This window comes from Carboxylicivirga sp. (assembly GCF_982718395.1).
Genome location: NZ_CEXQWX010000014.1, coordinates 23,010 through 44,610, shown reverse-complemented (window position 1 = coordinate 44,610; position 21,601 = coordinate 23,010). Strand labels below are relative to the sequence as shown.

18 protein-coding genes are annotated in these 21,601 nt (G+C 37.7%); 10 read left to right on the top strand and 8 right to left on the bottom strand.

What is annotated here, in order from left to right; all coding sequences use genetic code 11:
- Positions 1-13 precede the first annotated feature (13 nt).
- From rpoN to ispG, 4 genes are all read right to left on the bottom strand, one after another.
- Positions 14-1,462, bottom strand: coding sequence for an RNA polymerase factor sigma-54 (rpoN, locus tag AC4MRQ_RS04845; RefSeq protein ID WP_491196524.1), 1,449 nt, complete (start codon positions 1,460-1,462; stop codon positions 14-16).
- A gap of 189 nt (positions 1,463-1,651) precedes the next feature.
- A complete protein-coding gene (gene asnS, locus AC4MRQ_RS04840) occupies positions 1,652-3,100 on the bottom strand; it encodes an asparagine--tRNA ligase (RefSeq protein ID WP_491196523.1) in 1,449 nt (482 codons plus the stop codon).
- A gap of 163 nt (positions 3,101-3,263) precedes the next feature.
- Positions 3,264-4,049 (bottom strand): hypothetical protein, encoded by a 786-nt coding sequence (locus AC4MRQ_RS04835; RefSeq protein ID WP_491196522.1) that lies wholly within the window; start codon positions 4,047-4,049, stop codon positions 3,264-3,266.
- A 124-nt stretch (positions 4,050-4,173) separates the two neighbouring features.
- Positions 4,174-6,063: a (E)-4-hydroxy-3-methylbut-2-enyl-diphosphate synthase gene (gene ispG / locus AC4MRQ_RS04830; RefSeq protein ID WP_491196521.1), complete on the bottom strand. Its 1,890-nt coding sequence runs from the start codon at positions 6,061-6,063 to the stop codon at positions 4,174-4,176.
- A gap of 135 nt (positions 6,064-6,198) precedes the next feature.
- On the opposite strand from ispG, the gene gldA reads away from it, so the two are divergent.
- Positions 6,199-7,104, top strand: a complete 906-nt coding sequence (gldA, locus tag AC4MRQ_RS04825; RefSeq protein WP_491196520.1) for a gliding motility-associated ABC transporter ATP-binding subunit GldA — start codon at positions 6,199-6,201, stop codon at positions 7,102-7,104.
- A gap of 13 nt (positions 7,105-7,117) precedes the next feature.
- On the opposite strand, the gene pdxH is transcribed toward gldA, so the two are convergent.
- Positions 7,118-7,756, bottom strand: coding sequence for a pyridoxamine 5'-phosphate oxidase (gene pdxH, locus AC4MRQ_RS04820; RefSeq protein WP_491196519.1), 639 nt, complete (start codon positions 7,754-7,756; stop codon positions 7,118-7,120).
- A gap of 138 nt (positions 7,757-7,894) precedes the next feature.
- On the opposite strand from pdxH, the gene AC4MRQ_RS04815 reads away from it, so the two are divergent.
- Complete coding sequence (locus AC4MRQ_RS04815) at positions 7,895-8,464, top strand: cob(I)yrinic acid a,c-diamide adenosyltransferase (protein WP_491196518.1); 570 nt, start codon at positions 7,895-7,897, stop codon at positions 8,462-8,464.
- A 61-nt stretch (positions 8,465-8,525) separates the two neighbouring features.
- Positions 8,526-9,044 carry a ribosome maturation factor RimM gene (gene rimM / locus AC4MRQ_RS04810; RefSeq protein ID WP_491196517.1) on the top strand — a complete coding sequence of 173 codons (519 nt, stop codon included), beginning with the start codon at positions 8,526-8,528 and terminating at the stop codon, positions 9,042-9,044.
- Positions 9,045-9,065: 21 nt separating this feature from the next.
- On the opposite strand, the gene AC4MRQ_RS04805 is transcribed toward rimM, so the two are convergent.
- Positions 9,066-9,491, bottom strand: a complete 426-nt coding sequence (locus AC4MRQ_RS04805; protein WP_491196516.1) for an acyl-CoA thioesterase — start codon at positions 9,489-9,491, stop codon at positions 9,066-9,068.
- Positions 9,492-9,608: 117 nt separating this feature from the next.
- Positions 9,609-10,172, bottom strand: a complete 564-nt coding sequence (locus AC4MRQ_RS04800; RefSeq protein WP_491196515.1) for an L-threonylcarbamoyladenylate synthase — start codon at positions 10,170-10,172, stop codon at positions 9,609-9,611.
- A gap of 614 nt (positions 10,173-10,786) precedes the next feature.
- Here AC4MRQ_RS04800 and AC4MRQ_RS04795 point away from each other — a divergent pair.
- Both AC4MRQ_RS04795 and AC4MRQ_RS04790 read left to right on the top strand, forming a co-directional pair.
- On the top strand, positions 10,787-11,875 hold the full coding sequence (locus tag AC4MRQ_RS04795) for a serine hydrolase domain-containing protein (RefSeq protein ID WP_491196514.1): 1,089 nt from the start codon (positions 10,787-10,789) through the stop codon (positions 11,873-11,875).
- Between the two features lie 61 nt (positions 11,876-11,936).
- Entirely contained in the window at positions 11,937-14,090 is a 2,154-nt protein-coding gene (locus AC4MRQ_RS04790; protein ID WP_491196513.1) for a M1 family aminopeptidase, read from the top strand.
- Positions 14,091-14,269: 179 nt separating this feature from the next.
- On the opposite strand, the gene AC4MRQ_RS04785 is transcribed toward AC4MRQ_RS04790, so the two are convergent.
- Positions 14,270-15,085 (bottom strand): 2,3,4,5-tetrahydropyridine-2,6-dicarboxylate N-succinyltransferase, encoded by an 816-nt coding sequence (locus AC4MRQ_RS04785; RefSeq protein ID WP_491196512.1) that lies wholly within the window; start codon positions 15,083-15,085, stop codon positions 14,270-14,272.
- A 196-nt stretch (positions 15,086-15,281) separates the two neighbouring features.
- Here AC4MRQ_RS04785 and AC4MRQ_RS04780 point away from each other — a divergent pair, with 196 nt between their 5' ends.
- The 5 genes from AC4MRQ_RS04780 (at position 15,282) to ilvN (ending at position 21,522) form a co-directional block, all read left to right on the top strand.
- Positions 15,282-16,055: a hypothetical protein gene (locus AC4MRQ_RS04780; protein ID WP_491196511.1), complete on the top strand. Its 774-nt coding sequence runs from the start codon at positions 15,282-15,284 to the stop codon at positions 16,053-16,055.
- Positions 16,045-16,818, top strand: a complete 774-nt coding sequence (locus tag AC4MRQ_RS04775; protein WP_491196510.1) for a carboxypeptidase-like regulatory domain-containing protein — start codon at positions 16,045-16,047, stop codon at positions 16,816-16,818. Before AC4MRQ_RS04780 ends, AC4MRQ_RS04775 begins: the two co-directional genes overlap by 11 nt.
- Positions 16,819-17,312: 494 nt before the next feature.
- Positions 17,313-19,142 (top strand): dihydroxy-acid dehydratase, encoded by a 1,830-nt coding sequence (gene ilvD / locus AC4MRQ_RS04770; protein WP_491196509.1) that lies wholly within the window; start codon positions 17,313-17,315, stop codon positions 19,140-19,142.
- 48 nt (positions 19,143-19,190) lie between these two features.
- The gene (gene ilvB, locus AC4MRQ_RS04765; RefSeq protein ID WP_491196508.1) at positions 19,191-20,927 is read left to right on the top strand and encodes a biosynthetic-type acetolactate synthase large subunit; all 1,737 of its coding nucleotides are present in this window, start codon (positions 19,191-19,193) and stop codon (positions 20,925-20,927) included.
- A 52-nt stretch (positions 20,928-20,979) separates the two neighbouring features.
- The gene (gene ilvN / locus AC4MRQ_RS04760; RefSeq protein WP_491196507.1) at positions 20,980-21,522 is read left to right on the top strand and encodes an acetolactate synthase small subunit; all 543 of its coding nucleotides are present in this window, start codon (positions 20,980-20,982) and stop codon (positions 21,520-21,522) included.
- Positions 21,523-21,601: the final 79 nt, after the last annotated feature.

Sequence of the window (21,601 nt, the reverse complement as noted above, 5' to 3'; positions counted from 1 at the left end):
AACCGGCTGTTGATTAAAGTTCTTTTCTAAGTCGTGCTACCGGAATATTTAACTGTTCACGATATTTGGCAACAGTACGTCGTGCAATATTGTATGATTTCTCCTTTAAAATCGCCGCTAACTTGTCGTCAGTTAATGGTTTACGTTTGTCTTCGTTAGCGATACATTCCTCCAATATCTTCTTAATCTCACGCGTACTAACTTCTTCACCTGATTCGGTTTGCATGCCTTCGGAGAAGAAATACTTTAAAGGAAAAATCCCAAAGTGTGTTTGAATATATTTACTGTTTGAAACCCTTGAGATCGTTGAAATATCCAGGTTGGTTCGTTCAGCAATATCCTTCAGGATCATTGGTTTCATCTTGGTCTCATCACCTTCAATAAAGTAGTCGTGCTGATAATCCAGAATCGAGTTCATTACCGTCATCAGTGTGTTCTGACGTTGTTTAATGGCATCGATAAACCATTTGGCCGAATCCAGCTTCTGTTTCACAAACATTACGGCTTCCTTCTTATCCTGTGTCTGGTTCTTTTTGTTAGCACTATAATCCTGAAGCATGTCCGAATAGGTGTTGCTAATTCTTAATTCGGGTACATTTCTGTTGTTCAGGCTTAACTGGAATTGTTCGTCCTCAATCTCCAAAATAAAATCCGGAATGATGTGCTGAACGGTTTTGCTCATTGGATTACTATACGAACTTCCAGGCTTAGGATTTAGTTTCAGAATCTCAGCTAAAGCATCCTTTAACTCATCCTCGTCAATATGCAGACGTTTAGCTATTTTATCATAATGCTTCCTTGTAAATTCTTCAAAATGATACCTCAATATCTGAAAAGCATTCTCGATATCTGGGAAAGTACGATCTTTTCGCTTAATCTGTAATAACAAACATTCCTGTAAGTCACGGGCTGCTACTCCTGCCGGATCAAAATCCTGCACTATTTCCAGTACATCGAGCGCTTCTCGCTCATCTACCTCAATGTTTTGAGCAAAAGCCAGATCATCGATTATTTCATCAACCTCACGCCTTAAATAACCATCTTCATCTACATTACCAATTATATATTCGGCTATATTACGTTGACGGTCGGTTAGTATGCGTAGGCCAAGCTGAGCAATCAGGTGTTCGTGGAATGTTGCGCCGGTTGAGAAAGGAATGTCTTCGTGTTTATCGTCTTTTGAAAAGTTGCGCGCTTGTAATTTATAAGCAGGAATATCTTCATTATTGATGTACTCATCAATGGATAATTCGTCTCGCTCAATATCTTGATCAGGAGCTTCTTGTTCTTCTTTGTCTGGATCTTGCTGCTCTCTTTCAAGCTCCAATATTGGATTTTCCTCCAGTTCTTTCTTAATGCGTTGCTCCAATTGTGCTGTTGGAATTTCCAATAGCTTAATCACCTGAATTTGTAAAGGTGAAAGTTTTTGAAGTAGCTTTTGCTGTAAACTCTGTTTTAACATTCCTATCGCTTCGTTCTAATCATTCCTGTGTCAACTGCACTGCTTGCCAACTAAAATAGTGAGTCCCCAACAAAATTAAGATTTATTAATCAAAACCGATATAAGCATCACTTTTTTTGACGAATAATCAAAAGAAATGCCGGTTCTCAATGAAAACCGGCATCCATATCTTTTTAAATCATTCTTCAATTAAAACTCGGCTGTTTTTGGAGCTCGGGGGAATGGTATTACGTCACGGATATTACCCATGCCTGTCACAAATAACATCAAACGTTCAAAACCTAAACCAAACCCACTGTGCACAACAGAACCAAAACGTCGTGTATCTAAATACCACCACATTTCTTCGGCCGGAATATCCATTTCATTCATTCGTGTGACGAGTTTGTCATAGTCTTCTTCACGTTGCGAACCCCCAATGATTTCACCAATCTGCGGGAAAAGAACATCCATAGCACGTACTGTCTTACCATCATCATTTTGCTTCATGTAAAAAGCTTTGATGTCTTTTGGGTAATCAGTTAATATAACTGGTTTCTTAAAGTGTTTCTCAACAAGATAGCGCTCATGCTCTGATTGGAGATCACTGCCAAAACCATCAATAGGGTACTTGAATTTACCTTTCTTATTTGGTTTTGAGTTTTTCAAAACTTCTATCGCTTCTGTATATGGTAATCGAATAAAATCGTTGGACAATACAAATTGTAGTTTTTCGATTAATTCCATTGAACGTTCATCAGCTTTCTTGTTCTTCTCTTCATCCTGCAGGCGCTTGCTTAAGAATTTCAGATCATCCATGCAGTTATCTAAAGCATATTTGATGAGGTACTTTAAAAACTCTTCAGCCAGATCCATATTGTCATCCAGGTCATAGAATGCCATCTCTGGCTCAATCATCCAGAATTCTGCCAAGTGACGAGAAGTGTTTGAGTTTTCAGCACGGAATGTTGGACCAAAGGTGTAAATTTCACCCATGGCGAGAGCAGCTAATTCACCCTCTAACTGTCCTGATACAGTCAAGTTAGTTGCTTTCCCAAAGAAATCCTGTGAATAATCAATATCTCCTTCTTCAGTACGTGGCATGTTTTCATAATCCAGTGTGGTTACTTTAAACATTTCACCGGCACCTTCTGCATCCGAAGCTGTAATAATAGGGGTATGGATGTTAATAAAACCTTTCTTAGTGTAAAACTCATGAACAGCAAAAATCATTGCATGTCGCACACGGGCGATAGCACCAAATGTATTTGTGCGATAACGAAGGTGTGCGTTCTCTCTTAAAAACTCAAGCGTGTGTTTTTTGGGTTGAATCGGGTATTTATCAGCATCACAGTCGCCCATTACCTCAATTTCTTTCGCTAAAATTTCTACCTTCTGCCCACTACCTGTAGATTCGGTAATTTCACCATTTATTGAAACAGCAGCACCTGTTGTAATGCGCTTCAATAAGGCTTCATCGAAATTAGGTACATCAACAACTATCTGAATATTATGAATACATGATCCGTCATTCAAAGCAATAAAATTAACTTGTTTATTACCTCGTTTGGTTCTTACCCAACCTTTCACATTTGCTTGCGCACCAAAATCTGTGCTCTTCAGCAATTCAACAATTTTTGTTCGACGAATCTGTTCCATTTTTATTTCTATTTATATTCAGGCTTGCAAAATTAATGATTTGTTTTTATTGCAAGCTAACTCCTTGGTTAAATGCAAGTGAATTGCTTAATTTTCTGTCAGATTATTCATAAAAAAAGGTGATCCCTAGCGGATCACCTTCTAATTATACTATCCTGTTAGTTTATTTTTTAGTGAATCGTTCCATTTTATTGTCGTAATTAATATAGTAACGACCTTTTTCTATTCCGGCCACATTAACATCTGAACCATAACCTTTAAAAACGATTCCTCCATACTCATCATATATTTCGTACAAGGTTGGTGATGAGAAATTAATGACATCAACAACTTTATTAGGGCTAAAGGTAACTGCTTCTTTTGCTGAGGCGCTTTTTACTTCAGAAGAGTAACGTGGTTTATTACGGTAATCAATTTGTTTGATACGGAATTTATTTTCACCACTATGCTTTCTGATGGTTACCTTGTATGAATTGGATTGGTTTGTTCCGTTTCCTTCTACTTCGCCAACTTTAACCCATTTGTTCCAACGATATTGCTCTACGATAAATGGTAAAGCTCCTGACTCTTTTGTTGTGGTCCATGATAATTGCTCATCACTCACATCCATTTTTGCAATTTCAAATGTTGCACGTGGATTAAGAACTTCAGGATTTAGAACTTTAGGTTCGCATTCATCCTTGAATTTAATACCAACAATAATTGGCTGACCTATGGAAAACTGAAATACTCCTAAATCAATCTCAAAAGCACTTGAGTTGATTTCGTCGGTTGTGGTCTGTCCATTTACAGTTACTTCGTATACGCAGAAGCCAACACCGGATGCCGCAAAAGGATTTTTTACATACAGGTTTTCACCTTGAAATGTACCTCTAAGCTCAATTTCACCGGCAAGAGTGCTAACTATTGTTAAGACTGTTGCAAAAAATAGTAGAATAATCCGTTTCATTTAGGCTAGACTCAATTAGTTATATTTTGAGAAACGCAATTTATAAAAATAGACCCACATAGCAAAAAAAAGGGAGCGAACACCTTAAAAAATCCACGACTGGCTCTATTTCTTTGATTAAAAATCATTTCACAGGTGGTTCAACCCAGTCTCCGTTATCTTTAATGAGGTTAATTAATTCTTCAACTGCTTCGTCGCGGTGTAGGTTTCGTTTAATTAATTCACGTTTTTTGAATAAACTAACGGTTTCGGGACCCGAACCGATGTAGCCATAATCTGCATCAGCCATTTCACCAACTCCATTAACCACACAACCCATAACTGCCACTTTGAGCCCTTTCAAATGTGATGTACGGGCCTTCACCTGGCGAGTGGTATCCTGAAGATCAAAAAGGGTTCTTCCGCAACCCGGACAAGAGATAAATTCTGTTTTTGTGAATCGTACACGCGATGATTGAAGAATTCCAAAAGCTGTATTTATAACCTCTTTCATTTCAATATTTCCAGTATTTTGGAGGTATAAACCATCTGATAAACCATCTAAAAACAAGATACCAGAATCAGCTGATGATTTGATTTGAAAATCCTCAATGATATTATCGTCATAAGAGTTATCAAGGACCACAGGATGAGATAACTGAAGTGCCATCAATTTAAAAATAAATGAACGTTGCTCGACAGGTTTGTTGATATGTTTCGAATGAAGCAGAATTACTACGTTTTTTTGGTTCTTTAATCGATCAATAACCTTTTCTGATAACTCTGGATAAGAGATGGATAAAAAGCAGTGTTGTGGTAATTCAGGTGTTACTATAAATTCGCTTGCATTCAGTATTGGGTAGGTGTTAGAAGAGGTGTTTGCTGTTTTCCAGGCTGAGAAAGGAATCAGGTATTTCTGATAATGATTCTTTACATCCTCTGGCAATTCTATTACCTGGTAATCTGCCTTTTGACCTTTTGAAAATAAATCTTCAGTTGCATCAGCAATAACAACAGGAATATGATTACCTCCAATATTTAATACCGGATGAGTCTGACGACGATTATACTCAAATGGTGTAAATCCTTTTATAGGTGCTGGCTCAATTGCTGAGTGTTGTGCTCTCGCCGTAATGTAATTAACAAGTTTTGTAGCTACCGGAACTTCTTTTTCAGGGTCTTCGGTTAGAGAAACCCTAATGGTATCACCCAACCCATCAACCAAAAGAGCTCCAGAGCCAACTGCCGATTTAATTCGTCCTTCATCTTCGCTTCCTGCTTCTGTAACACCCAAATGAAGCGGATAATTCATCCCTTCTTTTTTCATAGCTACCACCAATAAGCGTACGGTATGAACCATGATGCGTGTATTACTGGCTTTTATACTAAGAACAATGTCGCGAAAGTCCAATTCTTCACACATTCTCAGGTATTCCATACATGCTTCAACCATGCCCTGAGGTGTATCGCCATAGCGGCTCATGATCCGGTCAGATAAGGAACCATGATTGGTGCCTACCCGAATAGCTGTGCCATATTCTTTACAAACATTAAGAAAAGAGCTGAGTTTTTCTTTTGCCACTTCGAGCTCATCCTTATACTGTTGATCTGTGTAGTTGAAATCGAACTTTTTAGCACCTCCTGAAAAGTTCCCGGGATTAATTCTTACTTTTTCAACATTGGAAGCGGCCACTTTTGCTGCATTCGGATTAAAGTGTATATCAGCCACCAGAGGGTTGGTGTATCCTCTTTGCCGGATAATTTCTTTAACATCTGCCAAAGTGTGAGCTTCACTTCTGCCTTGCGTCGTTATACGAACAATGTCGGCACCTGCGTCACAAATACTCATCACCTGATTGGCTGTTGCCTCGGCATCCAATGAGTTGGTTGTGGTCATTGACTGAATCTGAATAGGATTATCCCCACCAATAGCTTTTGTGCCAACTTGCACTTTTCGTGTAGGATTCCGATGGTAATTAAATAGATCTTCGCAGTATAGTGGCTCTTGTGACATTGTACTTATTTGTTGATTCATTGAATTAAATGCAAAAATAGATATTAATGTTCATTTGTCGGCTACAAGCAGATAGTGAATGATTGTCAGCTTTTTTGCTTTTACTTTTATTTGGCAGAGTTAATTGATATTTTTGAGTTCTAAAATTTGATTTATATGTCGATTGTAGTAAAGAATGTTGTTAAATCTTTTGGACGACAGAAAGCCTTAAAAGATGTGTCTTTTTCAATACCATCAGGTGAGATTGTTGGTTTTTTGGGTCCTAATGGTGCCGGAAAATCAACGATGATGAAGATAATCTCGGGGCTGATCCCTCAATCGACAGGAGATGTGGAAGTATGCGGTATTAGTAATGCTGATTATAATGAATCATTTCGGCGTAAGATTGGTTATTTACCAGAGCATAATCCTCTGTATCTGGACATGTATGTTAAGGAATATCTGATGATGGTTGCGGAACTGTATAAGTTACCAAATAGAAAGCAGCGCGTGATTGAGATGGTTGAATTAACGGGTTTAGAGCTGGAGCAAAATAAAAAGATAGGAGCTTTATCAAAGGGATATCGTCAGCGTGTTGGGTTAGCACAGGCATTAATTCATGATCCAGAGGTTCTGATTCTTGATGAGCCAACAACCGGTTTAGATCCAAATCAGATATTAGAAATTCGAAATCTGATTAAAACTGTTGGGCGACAAAAAACGGTGATGATCAGTACTCATATTCTACAAGAAGTAGAAGCAATTTGCGAAAGAGTAATCATCTTAAATCGTGGTGAGTTACTGGTTGATCATCCTTCAACTGATTTGTCTGCATTACAAAATAGCAATGGAACAAGAGTTTTTGTTGAGTTTAATAAACAACCTGACTTTGATTCACTAAGTGCGATTAAGGATGTAGAATCAATGGAGCAGCAATCACCCACAACATTCGAGATTCATACAAAATCAGATGTTCGGAAAGAAATTTTCGATTTTGCTGTGCAGAATAGGTTATACATTCTTACGATGACCAGTAAAGAACAGAACCTGGAAAGTGTCTTCCACGGGTTGACCAAAGAGTAATGTAATTGTATATTTACGGAGCTAATTGATTAATCTTCCAATCGTTCTCCTCAATTGAATATTGAAACCGATCGTGCATACGATTAGAGCGCCCCTGCCAAAATTCTATTGATTTTGCTTTCAGAATATAACCACCCCAATGTGCTGGGCGGGGAATTTCTTTGTTTTCATATTGTCGTTCAAAACTCTCATAAGCTTGATTAAGGTCTTCACCTTTTGTGACAATTGTACTTTGGTTCGAAGCCCACGCACCAATCTGGCTTTCCCTTGGTCGTGATTGAAAGTATTCGTCTGATTTATGCTCTGATACTTTCTCGATATAACCTCTTATTCGCACCTGTCGCTCCAGTTCGGGCCAAAAGAAGTTTAAAGCGGCCTTTGGCAAGTGCAGTAACTCACGTCCTTTTTCACTTTCATAATTGGTGAAAAACACAAATCCGCCATCACAAACCTCTTTTAATAGTACAATTCTACAATTAGGCATTTGTTCTGGATCAACCGTGGCAAGTGTGACTGCTGTTGGTAAGTTACACTCAGCTTTAATGGCATCATCCATCCATTTGTTAAATTGCACAAAAGGATCAGTATTCAAATCCTGCAGAGAGAGACTTCCTTTTTGGTAATGTTCGCGTATATCCGCCAGCTTATTCATGTTTTCAATTTTAGTACACGATAAACAAGGAGGATGAACTATTGTTTATCAGATATAGATATGGATAGAGCAAACTTTTTATAAGAAAGCTTGTTTGTTTTCATGATACTTAAATCTTAATCTTAGAAACATTTTAAAATGAAGATATACACAAAAACAGGAGATCGAGGACAAACCGACTTACTTGGAGGTGTCAGAGTCAGCAAAGATGATATACGTGTTGATGCTTATGGTACATTTGATGAGGTGAATTCCTTTATCGGATTATTGAGAGCCAAATTAGATCCTCAGCACGATTGGCAGGATAAATTACATAAAATCCAGGTTGAGTTGATGAATACCATGAGTCATATGGCAACGCCTAGTGATTTAAAAGATAAAAATACAATGCCATTGCCCGAGGGAATGGATCAGTTTTGTGAGAAATGGATCGATGATATTGAATCAACATTAAGTAGTCGATCCGATCACTTTATTTTGCCGGGTGGTAATGAAGTATCGGCTCTATGTCACGTGGTACGTTCACAGCTAAGAAAAGGAGAACGTAAATTAACTTCTTTGCATCGGGCTTATCCCGTCGATCGCACCATTCTGTTTTTTATCAATCGTTTGTCCGATCTGTTTTTTAGTCTTTCGAGAGCAGCCATGGAAGAGGCTCATTTGACCGAAGAACGCTGGAAAGCCTTTTTATACAATAGAAGGAAGTAAGCTTATGACTATTGACGGGTGACTATCTGCTTTTTACTACCTTTGTGTCAAAACAAAATAGATGATTGAAAAGCACACCTGCCGTCAGATTGGAGTTGTTGTAAAAACACATGGCATATCCGGAGAAATTGTGGTTCGACTCTTTGATGAGTTTTCGATTGATGATATGGAAACTGAATTCTTGTTTCTGGATTTAGATGGCGGTTTGGTTCCTTTCTACCTGGAAGAAGCACGGGAAAAAAAGCAATCAGATATTTTGGTGAAGCTAGAGCAGCTTAAAAGTGACAAGGCAGCACTGAATGTGATGGATGCGCCAGTGTATGTAGAAAAATCTGAGACAGAAGACGAACAGGAAGATACACCCTTTTCAGCCTATCAATTGGTAGGGTACGAATGCCAGGCTGCAGGACATGGACATATCGGTAAGATTGTTGCCATACAGGATATCTCAAAAAACCCCTTATTCGAAATTGACAATGAAGGGGAGGAGATACTTATTCCAATCGTAGAGCAGTTTATCACCGGAATTGACGATGAGCAACAATTGGTGATTTTTGACTTGCCGGAGGGTTTGATTTAATAAACGACTCCTGCATTTTAATTAAAACGTTTTCCCTTCAAATTTAGAGATAGCACTTCGCCACTCAGGTAATAGTTCAAGCCCTTCTTCTGTTGACTTGTTAAAGCCTACCATCACTGATTTACAAGTTGCCTTCACGGTTTGTGAAGCGTTACAAACTATTTGTTGTATCATCTTCAAACTTTTATTACCCAGGCCAACAATGGTAGTTTTTACCTCCATCGTGTCATTCAAATAAATAGGTGACAGAAAATCAGTGTTGATGTTTACCACAATAAGTGTTTCATCGTTTTTGAAGATTGATTTACCAAATACTTCATTCATATAATACATACGACCAAGGTCAAAGTATTCCTGAATGATGGTGTTATTTACATGCCCCAGTCCGTCAATGTCGTTAAAACGAATTTGAACCGGAGTGCTATGGTTGAATACGGGTTCTTGCATAATAAAAAGCTGATAGTGTTTATTTAAAGTCATTTCCCCCTTGGCGAAGGGGGCTATATAAAATGGAAATCTAAATTTATAAATTATGGGGGATGGAATCTAGTACCAATTGAAGATTTACTCCCTGATAATTATTACCTGCCCATCTTTAGACAGTTTAACAATGCTGGATGGTGCCGGGTTGTCGGTTTCTTCTTGTCGGTAGTTGACAATATAGTCCACACCTTCCCTGACAGCTTCACTCACCTCCCCAAAATGCTTAGGTGATGGCTCTCCACTGATATTGGCAGAAGTTGAGACGATTGGTTTTTTGAAGCGGGCGCATAACTCTTTTGAAAACTGTTCTTCGGTTATACGAATCCCTACACTTCCATCTTCAGCCATCAGGTTCGATGCTAAATTTTTGGCATCGTCATAAATAATGGTGAGTGGCTTGGTTGTTAATTCAGCCATATCGAAAGCCACTTCCGGTATGTCATTGACGTAGCCGCCGAGCTTAGCCGTATTGTCTAATAATACCAACATGCTTTTAGAATCGGCACGTTGCTTAAGTTCATATATTCTTTTAACAGCATCAGCATTAGTGGCATCGCAACCAATACCCCAAATTGTATCGGTTGGATATAGGATAATTCCCCCATTACGTAATACCTCCAGCGCTTGTTTTAAATCGTCATGCATGGTTATTGTTTTTTGCAAAAATAAGAAAAGCCGTTGAAATGATTGATCACTTGGGTTTCTACCTTTTCCAATCAATCAAAAAATGCCTCAACGTACAGAATTAGTACCTCATAAAAATCAAACGTGCGACTATGAAATTAAGATGATAGCTATCGTATAGTACATGATTGTACCACCTCCTTCCAAAACTCCCCTTCATTTCCACATTCTTGCATTTAGACATTCTCTTTTATGAATTATAAAAAAAATGGCACAACTATAATGATAGTTGTATGACTAATAAAATAGTTGTAGATTTAGAACTTTAAATTTGACAGTCATAAAACGAAAATTAGCTTACATTAAACGAGCATGGAAATTTTAATTAAAAAGTTGCACAAACTTGCCCTGAGCCATTCAGGAGGTGCATGTTGGAAATTACTTATGAGTTCCATCTGACAAATGAAAGTAAAATTAAAACAGATCGTTAAAAAGATGATTTTGAGTTTAATGGCTGGCATGACTGGTCAAATTCCCGAAAGACTTTTCTCAATGGATTAATATACTTATTGGACAATGAATGATTTACGACCAAATATTGTATGCAAGTTTGTAAAAAATAATTTAAATAATACATGAAAAATTTGATCACACATGTTGCCATTGTTTTGGTTTTTATTTCGTGTCAGAGTAATACTGATAAAAAACATACAGTAATTCAAAATTCCTCTATAAACAAATATTGGCCAACTAATAAATGGCAGAAAGCAACACCTGAAAGTCAAGGATTAAATTCAGATTCACTAATAAAAGCCTTTGATATAATTAAAAATAAGGGAAGCATCGTTATAATTAAAAACGGCTTTCTTGTAGGTGAGTATTATCCTCAGGGAGTTGATACATCTTATTTGAATAATGTTTACTCATGCACAAAGAGTGTAACATCTATTCTTACAGGTATTGCAATTGATAAAAAGATTATTAAAAGTGAAAGTGATAAATTAGTTGATTATTTCGCCGATTATAGTTTGGCTTATAATGACTCAGTTAAACAATCAATTACTTTACATCATGTTTTGAGTATGTCCAGTGGATTGGATTGGAAAGGTGGAGTTGGAGGTGATAATTTGATGGAGATGGTTCTTAATCAGCCAGACTGGAATCAATATATTCTTGATAGACAGATGGCTGATAAACCCGGAACACATTTTAATTATAATAGTGGATGTAGTCAACTTTTATCAGCGGTTATTCAGCGGGAGTCCGGAGTATCAACTAAAGAGTTTGGAGAAGAGTTTCTATTTAAACCTCTTGGTATTCATAATTACACTTGGGACATGCTTGTTTCACCAAAAGGGATTACACCAGGTGCATGGGGATTGTTTTTAACAACCAGAGATATGGCAAAGATTGGTTATCTGTACTTAAACAATGGAGAATGGGATGGTAAACAAATTGTTTCCAAACAATGGGTTGAGAAATCTATCAGATCATATAATAACAGAGGGATAAATAGACATGGGTATGGTTATCAATGGTGGATTTTAAGTGGTTATCCAATTTTCACTTATAGTGCTAGTGGTCATTATCATGAACATTATGCATCAATAACAGTGCTTCCCGAATTAAATTTAGTTGTGGCGACTTCAGGTAAGATACCCAGTTCTTTAAAGAATAAAATTATTAAAAGCTATATTTTAAGTTCCGATAAAATTGATAATTAAAAAGCCTGACATACTAAGGTTATGTCCTGCTAGAACAGAATCGCAATAAAACAACAGAACTATGAATAAAAATATCATATCAATTTTTTCTTTACTACTTCTGTTAACCATCCATAGCAAAGGGTATTCAAAGGATATTCAACCTGACGTTACAAGCTATCATCTAACAATTGAGCCTAATATTGATGAAGCTACTATAAAAGGTTCCGTTGTAATTAATTTCCAGATAAATAGTGATATGGATTCTGTAATCTTTAATGCTGGTAATCTTGTAATTGATAAAATAACGGGGAATAATGTTGAAGGATATAAGAAAATCAACAAGAATTTGATTGTTTACCTGTCGATAAGAAACAGTATGAAAAACCAAATAGTTATTGACTATCAAGGACGCCCCGGAAAAGGACTTATTTTCGACAAAGAAAACAACCAAGCCTATACTTGTTATTTCACAAGCGATTGGATGATTTGCAATGATCCACCTGAAGATAAAGCCGTATTTCATTTAGATATTACTGTTCCAATAGATAAAGTATGTGTTGCAAGTGGTGAGTTGATAAATAAGGTACGGCAAAATGACAAGATACTCTATTCTTACCAACTAGATACAGAATCTCCCAGTTATACATACGGATTTGCTATAGGCGGATTCAATGAAGCAGAGGAAAAATACAATGAGATATCATTAAAGTACTATTCACTTAACTACACTTCGGAACAGATCAAGGATATTTTCAAAGAAACCCCGGCAATGATTTCTTTTTTTGAAGAAAAATCAAGCGTCAAGTATTTTCAATCCACTTATTCCCAAATACTCACAGGAAATAGCTTTCAGGAAATGTCGGGATTTTCAATGCTGAAAGACAATTATGGGGAAATGGTTTTGCAAGATACAATCGAAACGAATCTTATTTCTCATGAAATGGCTCATCAATGGTGGGGTAACCAAATAACTTGTAAAGGTTGGAATCACTTTTGGCTGAATGAAGGCATGGCGACTTTTATGTCTGCCGCTTACAACGAATATCGTTTTGGACAAAAGGTATATCTCTCCAATATTGAATCTTACTACAAAGTATATGAAGGAATTAAAAATCGGGGCAATGACAGGTCTCTTGTTTTTGAAGATTGGGATAACGCATCAAAAGACGACAGAAACTTAGTTTACTTTAAAGGCGCATATGTAATCCACCTGTTAAAAGAAAAGTTAGGAGATGAAGCGTTCTGGAAAGCCATTCGTTTTTACAGTACAAAATACTTTGGAGATACTGTTGAAACTATAGATTTTCAGAAAGCATTTGAGGAATCATCAGGAGTCGACTTAGAAGATTTTTTCAATGAATGGGTTTATAAAACCAATGAGAAAGAGAAACCTCATATTGCTTTTTCCTTTGATGATGGTAGTACAAATAGTATTTTATCCTATGACAATAAAGATTGGAATTCAATGATAAGAAAACAATTGAAGGATAATCGTATTCAGGCAATTTGGTTTGTTGCTGGTAAAAGTGTAGATAACGAAAAAGGCAAACAGCTTTTGCAAAAATGGAATGATGATGGTCATATAATTGCCAATCATACTTACAACCATTTCAATTACAATGATTCTCTAGTGACTTGTAAAGCTTATACTGAAGATATTCAAAAATGTGATTCATTAATCAGTAACTATACGAATTACATAAAAATGATTCGTTTTCCCTATTTAAACGGGGGCAATACCATTTCAAAACGAGATAGTTTGAATGGTTTTCTGCAGCAAAACAATTATATGCAAGGATGGGTTACGATTGATAATGCTGAATGGTATATAAATATGAGATTGATTCGCCGATTAAAGCAAAATCCCGATGCTGACATTAGCGGATTTAAAGAATATTACATCAATCATATGTTTGAAAAAGCACAGCATTTTAATAAACTTTCGACTCAGATTAATCAACGACAGATAAAACATACATTCTTGTTACATTTCAATTTGACTTCCGCATTGTTTCTAAATGATTTGATTGAGAAATTTAGAAATGAAGGATGGATAATTGATAATTACAGCGAAGCCATAAAAGACCCAATATACGCTGAACACCCAATTGCAATGCCAACCGAACAAAGCTTAGTTTGGATGCAGGCATTACAAAAAGGAGGATTTGAATTGAGATATCCTGGAGAAGATAGCAAACATGAGAAAGATAAAATGGATAAATTAGGATTATAAAATAGCAAGACATAACAAAGTGTAAAACTAATATGGGTGTCTTGTTTTTACTAATAACCCGTGTGCCTTAAAAATAAAAAACCTAACAGAACCACAATGCCTGTTAGGTTTATATTATATCAAGTATAATTTTCAATTCGACAAATCAACAATTTTATGATTCATCATCTTTTTGATGGTTATACCGCTACATTATTATCACGCAGAGCATCGTTCAGCGACGTCTTCTTATCAGTCGATTCTTTACGCTGACCGATAATCAAAGCGGCCGGAACTTGATAGTCTCCTGCAGGGAAAGACTTGGTAATGCTTCCAGGAATAACAACAGAACGAGGCGGCACATATCCTTTGTATTCTTTCGGCTCATCACCGCTTACATCAATGATTTTAGTTGATGCAGTTAACACTACGTTAGCCCCAAGTACAGCTTCTTTACCAACATGTACACCTTCAACAACGATACATCGCGATCCAATAAAGGCATCATCTTCAATGATAACCGGAGCTGCCTGAACCGGTTCCAAAACACCACCAATTCCAACACCACCACTCAGGTGAACGTTTTTACCAATCTGCGCACAACTTCCAACAGTAGCCCAGGTGTCAACCATTGTTCCTGATCCAACATAAGCACCAATGTTTACGTACGAAGGCATCATTACAACACCCGATTCTAAGAATGCTCCATAGCGTGCAACCGCATGGGGAACTACTCTGACTCCTTGTGCTGCGTAATCTTTCTTTAGGGCGATTTTATCATAAAACTCAAATGGTCCAACCTCAATGGTTTCCATCTGTTGTGTTGGGAAATAAAGGATAACAGCTTTCTTTACCCACTCGTTTACAATCCAGTTATCTCCTTGCGGCTCGGCCACACGAATCGTACCTTTATCTAATTGCTCAACAACGGCCTTAATAGCCTCAACAGTTTCTGGCTGACTTAACATTGAACGGTCGTCCCATGCTTTTTCGATTATATTCTTCAAATCGCTCATTTACTTTCAGTTTTTATATTTTGAGTGCAAAAATAATTTTAATTAATCAGATAACACTATAAAAAAATGTTAATCACTTTTGTTTTAACTATTTAGTTTGTGGCTGTTAAAAGCTGTTAATTCGAGAGTCGTTTGTTGAAAAAATAACACCTTTTCTAAAAAGTAGATTTACTTTGAGCTTACCTAATCTGTATGTATGAACAAATTTTACCTGAACATCATTTTATTAATACTGTCTCTTGTTTCAATCAAGGGGCAAACAAAGCAAGTGTGGTTACATGGGAAAGTGGTGCGCGAATCAGATCATAAAGCTGTACCATTGGCTCAGGTGGCAAGTTATAAAAAGCTTAACCTCTTTGCTGCTGACTCGGCTGGAGAGTTTAAAGTGATTCTGGATGCTAACGATAGTATTAAAATTGTGTCACTGGCATTTGAATCAAAAGTTTTCAGGCTTGATAGTATGGAGATAAATGCTGATCAAATGTATTTATTTCCGCTTAAACAAACGTCGTATGAAATAAAACAGGTTGATATTAACTCAAATAGACATTACAATGCTTACATGGATAAGCTTGATGCTATGCGGGCTAAGCAAGAGGAGATGGATTTAATGCTTCCGGGAGATATTGAGTTGGGAAGACAGCCCGATATGCCGTTGGATGATTTGCCAACCTACCGAAGTAATCCTCATGTGTTGAAGGCTGTTTTTCAACCGGCTAACTTTATTTATTACTATACCTCGAAAACTGAAAGGCAAAAGCGCAAAATGATGAAGCTGCGCAAGTACGATGAGCAGCGCAAAATGTTGACTGTTGAATTGCTTGAAGAAGTAAGTGGATTGAAGGGCGAGAAGCTAAAGGAGTTTATCATTTATTGTAACGCTAATATCAAATTCAATAAAAAGGATACTCCTTTAAGTATTAAGTATAAGGTGATTGATTTATTTAATGCATTTAATCATGAGGAATAAAATTACAGGATGGATATTGATGTTTTTTTGCATTAATGTGGGACTTTTAGGACAAAATGATGAGACAGATAAAGCCCTGTTGATCGGCAAAGTTGTATCGCAACATAATTCAAAGCCCATTCCTTTTGCTTTTGTAGCCAATAGTCAAACAGGATTTGGGAAAGAAACCAACGATCAGGGGCTATTTAAGCTGTACACAGAGTCAAATGATACGCTTTACTTTCGATGCTTAGGCTATCAGGATACAATGCTGATTGTGAATCATGATATGTTAAAAGACACATTGCTTTGGACTGTTAAAGAGAAGAATTATGAGATTGAATCAGTGGATGTACTGATGTTTAGATCCTATGCCACCTTTCGTCATATGGTTGCCAACATGGATATGATGCCCGATAATCAATATAGTATGCCAGTATCAATTGATGTTCGGGCAGTTAAGAAGGCTATACGGGAAAAAGATAAACGATTTGGTCCCGGATTAGCATTTGGCAGCGGTGGTGCAACTCGAAAAGAGAAAAAGTATGCAGCTTTTGCCTCCAATGAAAAACGGTATGAGCGATTTAGGGAGATGACTTCGCGTGAAAATATGAAATATCTTACCAAGCTTGAAGGAGCTGAATTAGATTCGTTTATGGTGTTTCTAAGGTCGAAACATCGAATCAATCCTGATCTTTCGGACTATTACATGATGCAAGCGATCAACCTGGTTTTTGAAGAGTTCCTGGCACTTAATTCAGATACTATAAATGTAAAAAACTGACTTTTGTCACTCGGTCGTTTGAACTTACAATTAGTGGATTTTAGTGTCTTATTGAAATTGTTCTGTAATGGTGTGTAATACAGTTTTTTAAAATGGGATAAAAATATCTTTATTTACCTCGATTTTTTCGACCTATACTTATTATATATAAAACGCACGTAAATAGTAAGGTAAAACTGTGTTAAAAGATTAAATTGTAAAAAAAAACAATATTTTTTTGACTATTTCTTTGGAGTTAAAAAAATCAATCCTACATTTGCTACCGTAAAAAGCAGGAAAGGTGTGCCAGTAAGTAAGCTGGTAGATCAAAAAAGACTGAATTAAGATGAAATTTAATTTATCACTCATTCTCAACATTATTATTATTCTCGTGGTCATTATTAGAACCTAGAGGAGTGAGAATGCTATGTAGATAAACAAACGAATATAAGTTACTAAGAGCTTTTCTCACACATACGAGAAAAGCTCTTTTTTTTGATACAAACGAAAGTAAAATGAAAATAACACTAAGAAGCGCAACATCAACACAAGGCCGAAGAATGGCCGGAGCCAGAAGTCTTTGGCGTGCCAACGGCATGAAAGAACATCACTTTGGTAAGCCGGTTATTGCTGTCGTTAACTCTTTCACGCAGTTTGTCCCAGGCCATGTGCATTTGCACGACATCGGTCAGATGGTGAAGCAGCGCATTGAAGCAAATGGATGTTTTGCAGCTGAATTCAACACCATTGCCATTGATGATGGTATTGCTATGGGACACGATGGTATGTTGTATTCCTTGCCTTCTCGCGATATCATCGCAGATAGTGTTGAATACATGGCCAATGCTCACAAAGTGGATGCCATGGTTTGTATCAGTAACTGCGATAAAATTACACCGGGAATGTTAATGGCTGCTATGCGCTTGAATATTCCAACTGTGTTTGTTTCAGGTGGTCCTATGGAGGCTGGTAAGGCTGGAGGTAAAGCACTTGATTTGGTAGATGCTATGGTAATGGCCGCCGATGATTCGGTATCTGATGAAGAAGTGGATGAGGTAGAGCGTAATGCTTGCCCAACATGCGGTTCATGTTCAGGTATGTTCACGGCTAACTCTATGAATTGCTTAAACGAAGCTATCGGATTAGCCTTGCCGGGTAACGGAACCATTGTAGCAACGCATGTTAATCGCAAGCGTCTATTTGAGAAGGCAGCTGATTTGATTGTTGATATCACTAATCGCTATTATGGCGAAGAAGACGAATCTGTTTTGCCACGTTCAATTGCCAGTTATAAAGCTTTTGAAAATGCAATGACTCTTGATATCGCTATGGGTGGTTCAACCAATACCGTATTGCACATTTTGGCCATCGCTCATGAAGCAGGCGTTAACTTCACGATGGATGACATCGATCGTTTATCGCGTACCACTCCAGTGTTGTGTAAGGTAGCACCTAATTCGCATTATCATATTGAAGATGTGAATCGAGCTGGTGGTATCATGGGAATCTTAGCCGAGTTAAACCGGGGTGGTTTGTTACATACCGATGTAAGCCGGGTTGATTACCCAAGTTTAAAAGAAGCATTAACTGCTTATGATGTGATGAATGGATCAATATCCAAGGAAGCAAAGGATGTATATTCAAGTGCCCCGGCCGGTATGTTTAATTTAACCATGGGCTCGCAAAAAACTGAGTATGCAGAATTAGATTTGGATCGTAAAAAAGGATGTATTCGAAGTGTTGAAGGTGCTTACTTTAAGGATGGTGGATTAGCTGTTTTGTTTGGTAATCTGGCTGAAAAAGGCTGTATTGTTAAAACAGCAGGAGTTGATGAGTCCATCTTCACATTTAATGGAACAGCGCGAGTTTATGAATCACAAGATGATGCGTGCGAAGGTATACTATCTGATGAAGTAAAAGCAGGTGATGTGGTGATCATCCGCTACGAAGGACCTAAAGGAGGACCCGGAATGCAGGAGATGTTATATCCGACTTCATATCTCAAATCAAAGCATTTAGGTAAAGAGTGTGCTTTGTTGACTGATGGACGTTTCTCTGGTGGAACATCTGGTTTATCAATCGGACATGCCTCACCAGAAGCAGCCGGAGGTGGTAACATCGCATTGGTACAAAACGGTGATCCAATCTTAATTGATATTCCTAATAGAAAAATAGAATTACAGATAAGTGAAGATGAGCTGGCTCAAAGAAGAGCCACAGAAGAGGCCAAAGGCGATAGGGCATTTAAGCCAGGTAATCGCGAAAGATATGTATCAAAAGCTCTTAGAGCTTATGCAAGCTTAGTAAGCGCAGCAGACCGAGGCGCTGTAAGATTGATTGACTAAAAACATTAACAGGAATAGCTATTAGCTATCGGCCATAAGCTAAATATTATGGAAACACAAACGCAAACAACAACCATGGAAGCCAAAGAGATGAAAAAGAAACGCATGAGTGGCTCCGAAGCATTAATGCAATCACTATTGCATGAAGGAGTAGATCTGTTATTCGGGTATCCGGGTGGGGCGATAATGCCTGTGTATGATGCACTTTACCACTATCAGGACAAGTTAAACCACATTCTAACTCGTCATGAGCAGGGTGCTGTTCATGCAGCTCAGGGGTATGCGCGAGTCACTGGCAAAGTTGGCGTTTGCTTTGTAACAAGTGGGCCAGGTGCTACCAATGCTGTAACAGGTATTGCCGATGCCATGGTGGATTCAACACCATTAGTGGTTATTAGTGGTCAGGTGGCATCGCCTTTGTTGGGAACGGATGCTTTCCAGGAAACAGATGTGGTTGGCATTACGCAGCCTATCACAAAATGGAACTACCAGGTAAAGCGTGCTGAAGAGATTCCGGAGGCCATCGCAAAAGCATTTTATATTGCACGTTCTGGTCGTCCCGGGCCAGTATTGATTGATATCACCAAGGATGCACAGTTTGCCCAATTCGATTTCGAATACAAACCGGTTGATAAAGTACGTAGTTACAAGCCAAAGTCACCGGTTAAAAAAGATAAAGTTGCTGAAGCAGTTCAGTTAATTAATCTGGCTAAAAAACCATTGGCATTAGTTGGTCAGGGAGTGGTGCTTGGTGGTGCCGAGAATGAATTAATGGACTTTCTGAAGAAAACCGGTATTCCGGCAGCCTGGACTTTATTAGGTTTATCGGCTATGCCATCTGATTTTGATCAAAATGTTGGTATGTTGGGTATGCATGGGCACTACGGACCAAATGTAAAAACGAACGAAGCCGATTTAATTATCGCGATTGGAATGCGTTTTGACGACCGTGTTACAGGTAATGTTCAAAAATATGCAACTAATGCTAAAGTAGTTCATTTAGAGATTGATCCTGCTGAAATCAATAAAATCATATATGCCGATGTACCAGTTTTGGGAGATGTAAAAGAATCATTACCGATGATTACAGATATGGTTTCGAAAAACAGTCATGAAGCATGGTTAAATGAATTTAAAGCTTGTGATAAAATTGAAGATCAGAAAATCATACAACCAGAGTTACATCCGGCTAAGAAAGGCTTGACAATGGGTGAGGTAATCCGTCGTGTAACTGAGAAATACGATGATGATGCGATTGTTGTAACCGATGTAGGTCAGCACCAAATGATGGCATCACGTTATTTTAAATTTAAGCAGACGCGGAGTGTTGTAACATCAGGAGGACTAGGAACTATGGGCTTTGGATTGCCTGCAGCGATGGGTGCAAAAATGGGACAACCAGACCGGCCTGTATGTTTATTTGTTGGTGATGGTGGTTTTCAGATGACCATCCAGGAGTTAGGAACCATTTTCCAAACACAAACGGATGTAAAAATCATCCTGCTAAATAATAACTTTTTAGGAATGGTTCGCCAGTGGCAGGAATTATTCTTTGATAAGCGTTATGCATCTACAGAGTTAATTAATCCTGATTTCCAGACCATTGCCAAAGGTTATGGCATTGCTACAGAAAAAGTGACGGAACGCGATGATTTGGATGCAGCTGTTCAACGTATGGCTGAGCACAAAGGTGCTTATCTATTAGAGGTTGTGGTTGAGAAGGAAGGTAATGTGTTCCCGATGGTACCAACAGGTGCTTCGGTTTCAGAGGTTAGGTTAGAGTAGAAGTGTCAATTTTACAAATCAACGATTCAACAACTCAACAAAACAAAGAAAAATGAAACAAGAATTCACATTATCAATATATTCCGAGAACCATGTCGGCCTTTTGAATCAGGTGACAACTGTATTTACCCGTCGCCACATTAACATAGAAAGTCTGACAACCTCAGAATCAGCTATACCCGGGATTCATAAATTTACCGTTGTGGTATTTACATCTCGTGAACAAGTCAATAAATTGATGCTACAAATCGAAAAACGCATCGATGTAATTAAAGCCTATGTGTTTACAGCTGATGAAATTGTTCATCAGGAAGTAGCACTATATAAGGTGCAAACGGAATCACTTCTGAACAGTAATGAAATTGAGCGATTAGTACGTCAATATGGCGCTCGCATTTTGGAGGTAACAAAAGAATATACAGTTATTGAAAAGACAGGACATAAGCGCGAAACACAAGAACTCTTTGAAAAACTCGATCACTTTGGAGTTCAGCAGTTTGTCCGTTCGGGTCGTATAGCTGTAACGAAACTGAAAGATGAGCTTCTCTCAAACTACCTAAAGAAGCTTGAAAAGGAAAAGAGTCTTTTAGACTAAGAAAAAGAAATATAAAAAAAAGCTAGTAGCTGTCAGCTATTAGCCAATAGCTTGAAATATAAACATTAATCAAATAAAA

Bases quoted from the DNA above. Each gene is read 5' to 3' on its own strand.
- rpoN (WP_491196524.1), bottom strand. From the start codon at position 1,462: ATGTTAAAACAGAGTTTACAGCAAAAGCTACTTCAAAAACTTTCACCT.
- asnS (WP_491196523.1), bottom strand. From the start codon at position 3,100: ATGGAACAGATTCGTCGAACAAAAATTGTTGAATTGCTGAAGAGCACA.
- AC4MRQ_RS04835 (WP_491196522.1), bottom strand. From the start codon at position 4,049: ATGAAACGGATTATTCTACTATTTTTTGCAACAGTCTTAACAATAGTT.
- ispG (WP_491196521.1), bottom strand. From the start codon at position 6,063: ATGAATCAACAAATAAGTACAATGTCACAAGAGCCACTATACTGCGAA.
- gldA (WP_491196520.1), top strand. From the start codon at position 6,199: ATGTCGATTGTAGTAAAGAATGTTGTTAAATCTTTTGGACGACAGAAA.
- pdxH (WP_491196519.1), bottom strand. From the start codon at position 7,756: ATGAATAAGCTGGCGGATATACGCGAACATTACCAAAAAGGAAGTCTC.
- AC4MRQ_RS04815 (WP_491196518.1), top strand. From the start codon at position 7,895: ATGAAGATATACACAAAAACAGGAGATCGAGGACAAACCGACTTACTT.
- rimM (WP_491196517.1), top strand. From the start codon at position 8,526: ATGATTGAAAAGCACACCTGCCGTCAGATTGGAGTTGTTGTAAAAACA.
- AC4MRQ_RS04805 (WP_491196516.1), bottom strand. From the start codon at position 9,491: ATGCAAGAACCCGTATTCAACCATAGCACTCCGGTTCAAATTCGTTTT.
- AC4MRQ_RS04800 (WP_491196515.1), bottom strand. From the start codon at position 10,172: ATGCATGACGATTTAAAACAAGCGCTGGAGGTATTACGTAATGGGGGA.
- AC4MRQ_RS04795 (WP_491196514.1), top strand. From the start codon at position 10,787: ATGAAAAATTTGATCACACATGTTGCCATTGTTTTGGTTTTTATTTCG.
- AC4MRQ_RS04790 (WP_491196513.1), top strand. From the start codon at position 11,937: ATGAATAAAAATATCATATCAATTTTTTCTTTACTACTTCTGTTAACC.
- AC4MRQ_RS04785 (WP_491196512.1), bottom strand. From the start codon at position 15,085: ATGAGCGATTTGAAGAATATAATCGAAAAAGCATGGGACGACCGTTCA.
- AC4MRQ_RS04780 (WP_491196511.1), top strand. From the start codon at position 15,282: ATGAACAAATTTTACCTGAACATCATTTTATTAATACTGTCTCTTGTT.
- AC4MRQ_RS04775 (WP_491196510.1), top strand. From the start codon at position 16,045: ATGAGGAATAAAATTACAGGATGGATATTGATGTTTTTTTGCATTAAT.
- ilvD (WP_491196509.1), top strand. From the start codon at position 17,313: ATGAAAATAACACTAAGAAGCGCAACATCAACACAAGGCCGAAGAATG.
- ilvB (WP_491196508.1), top strand. From the start codon at position 19,191: ATGGAAACACAAACGCAAACAACAACCATGGAAGCCAAAGAGATGAAA.
- ilvN (WP_491196507.1), top strand. From the start codon at position 20,980: ATGAAACAAGAATTCACATTATCAATATATTCCGAGAACCATGTCGGC.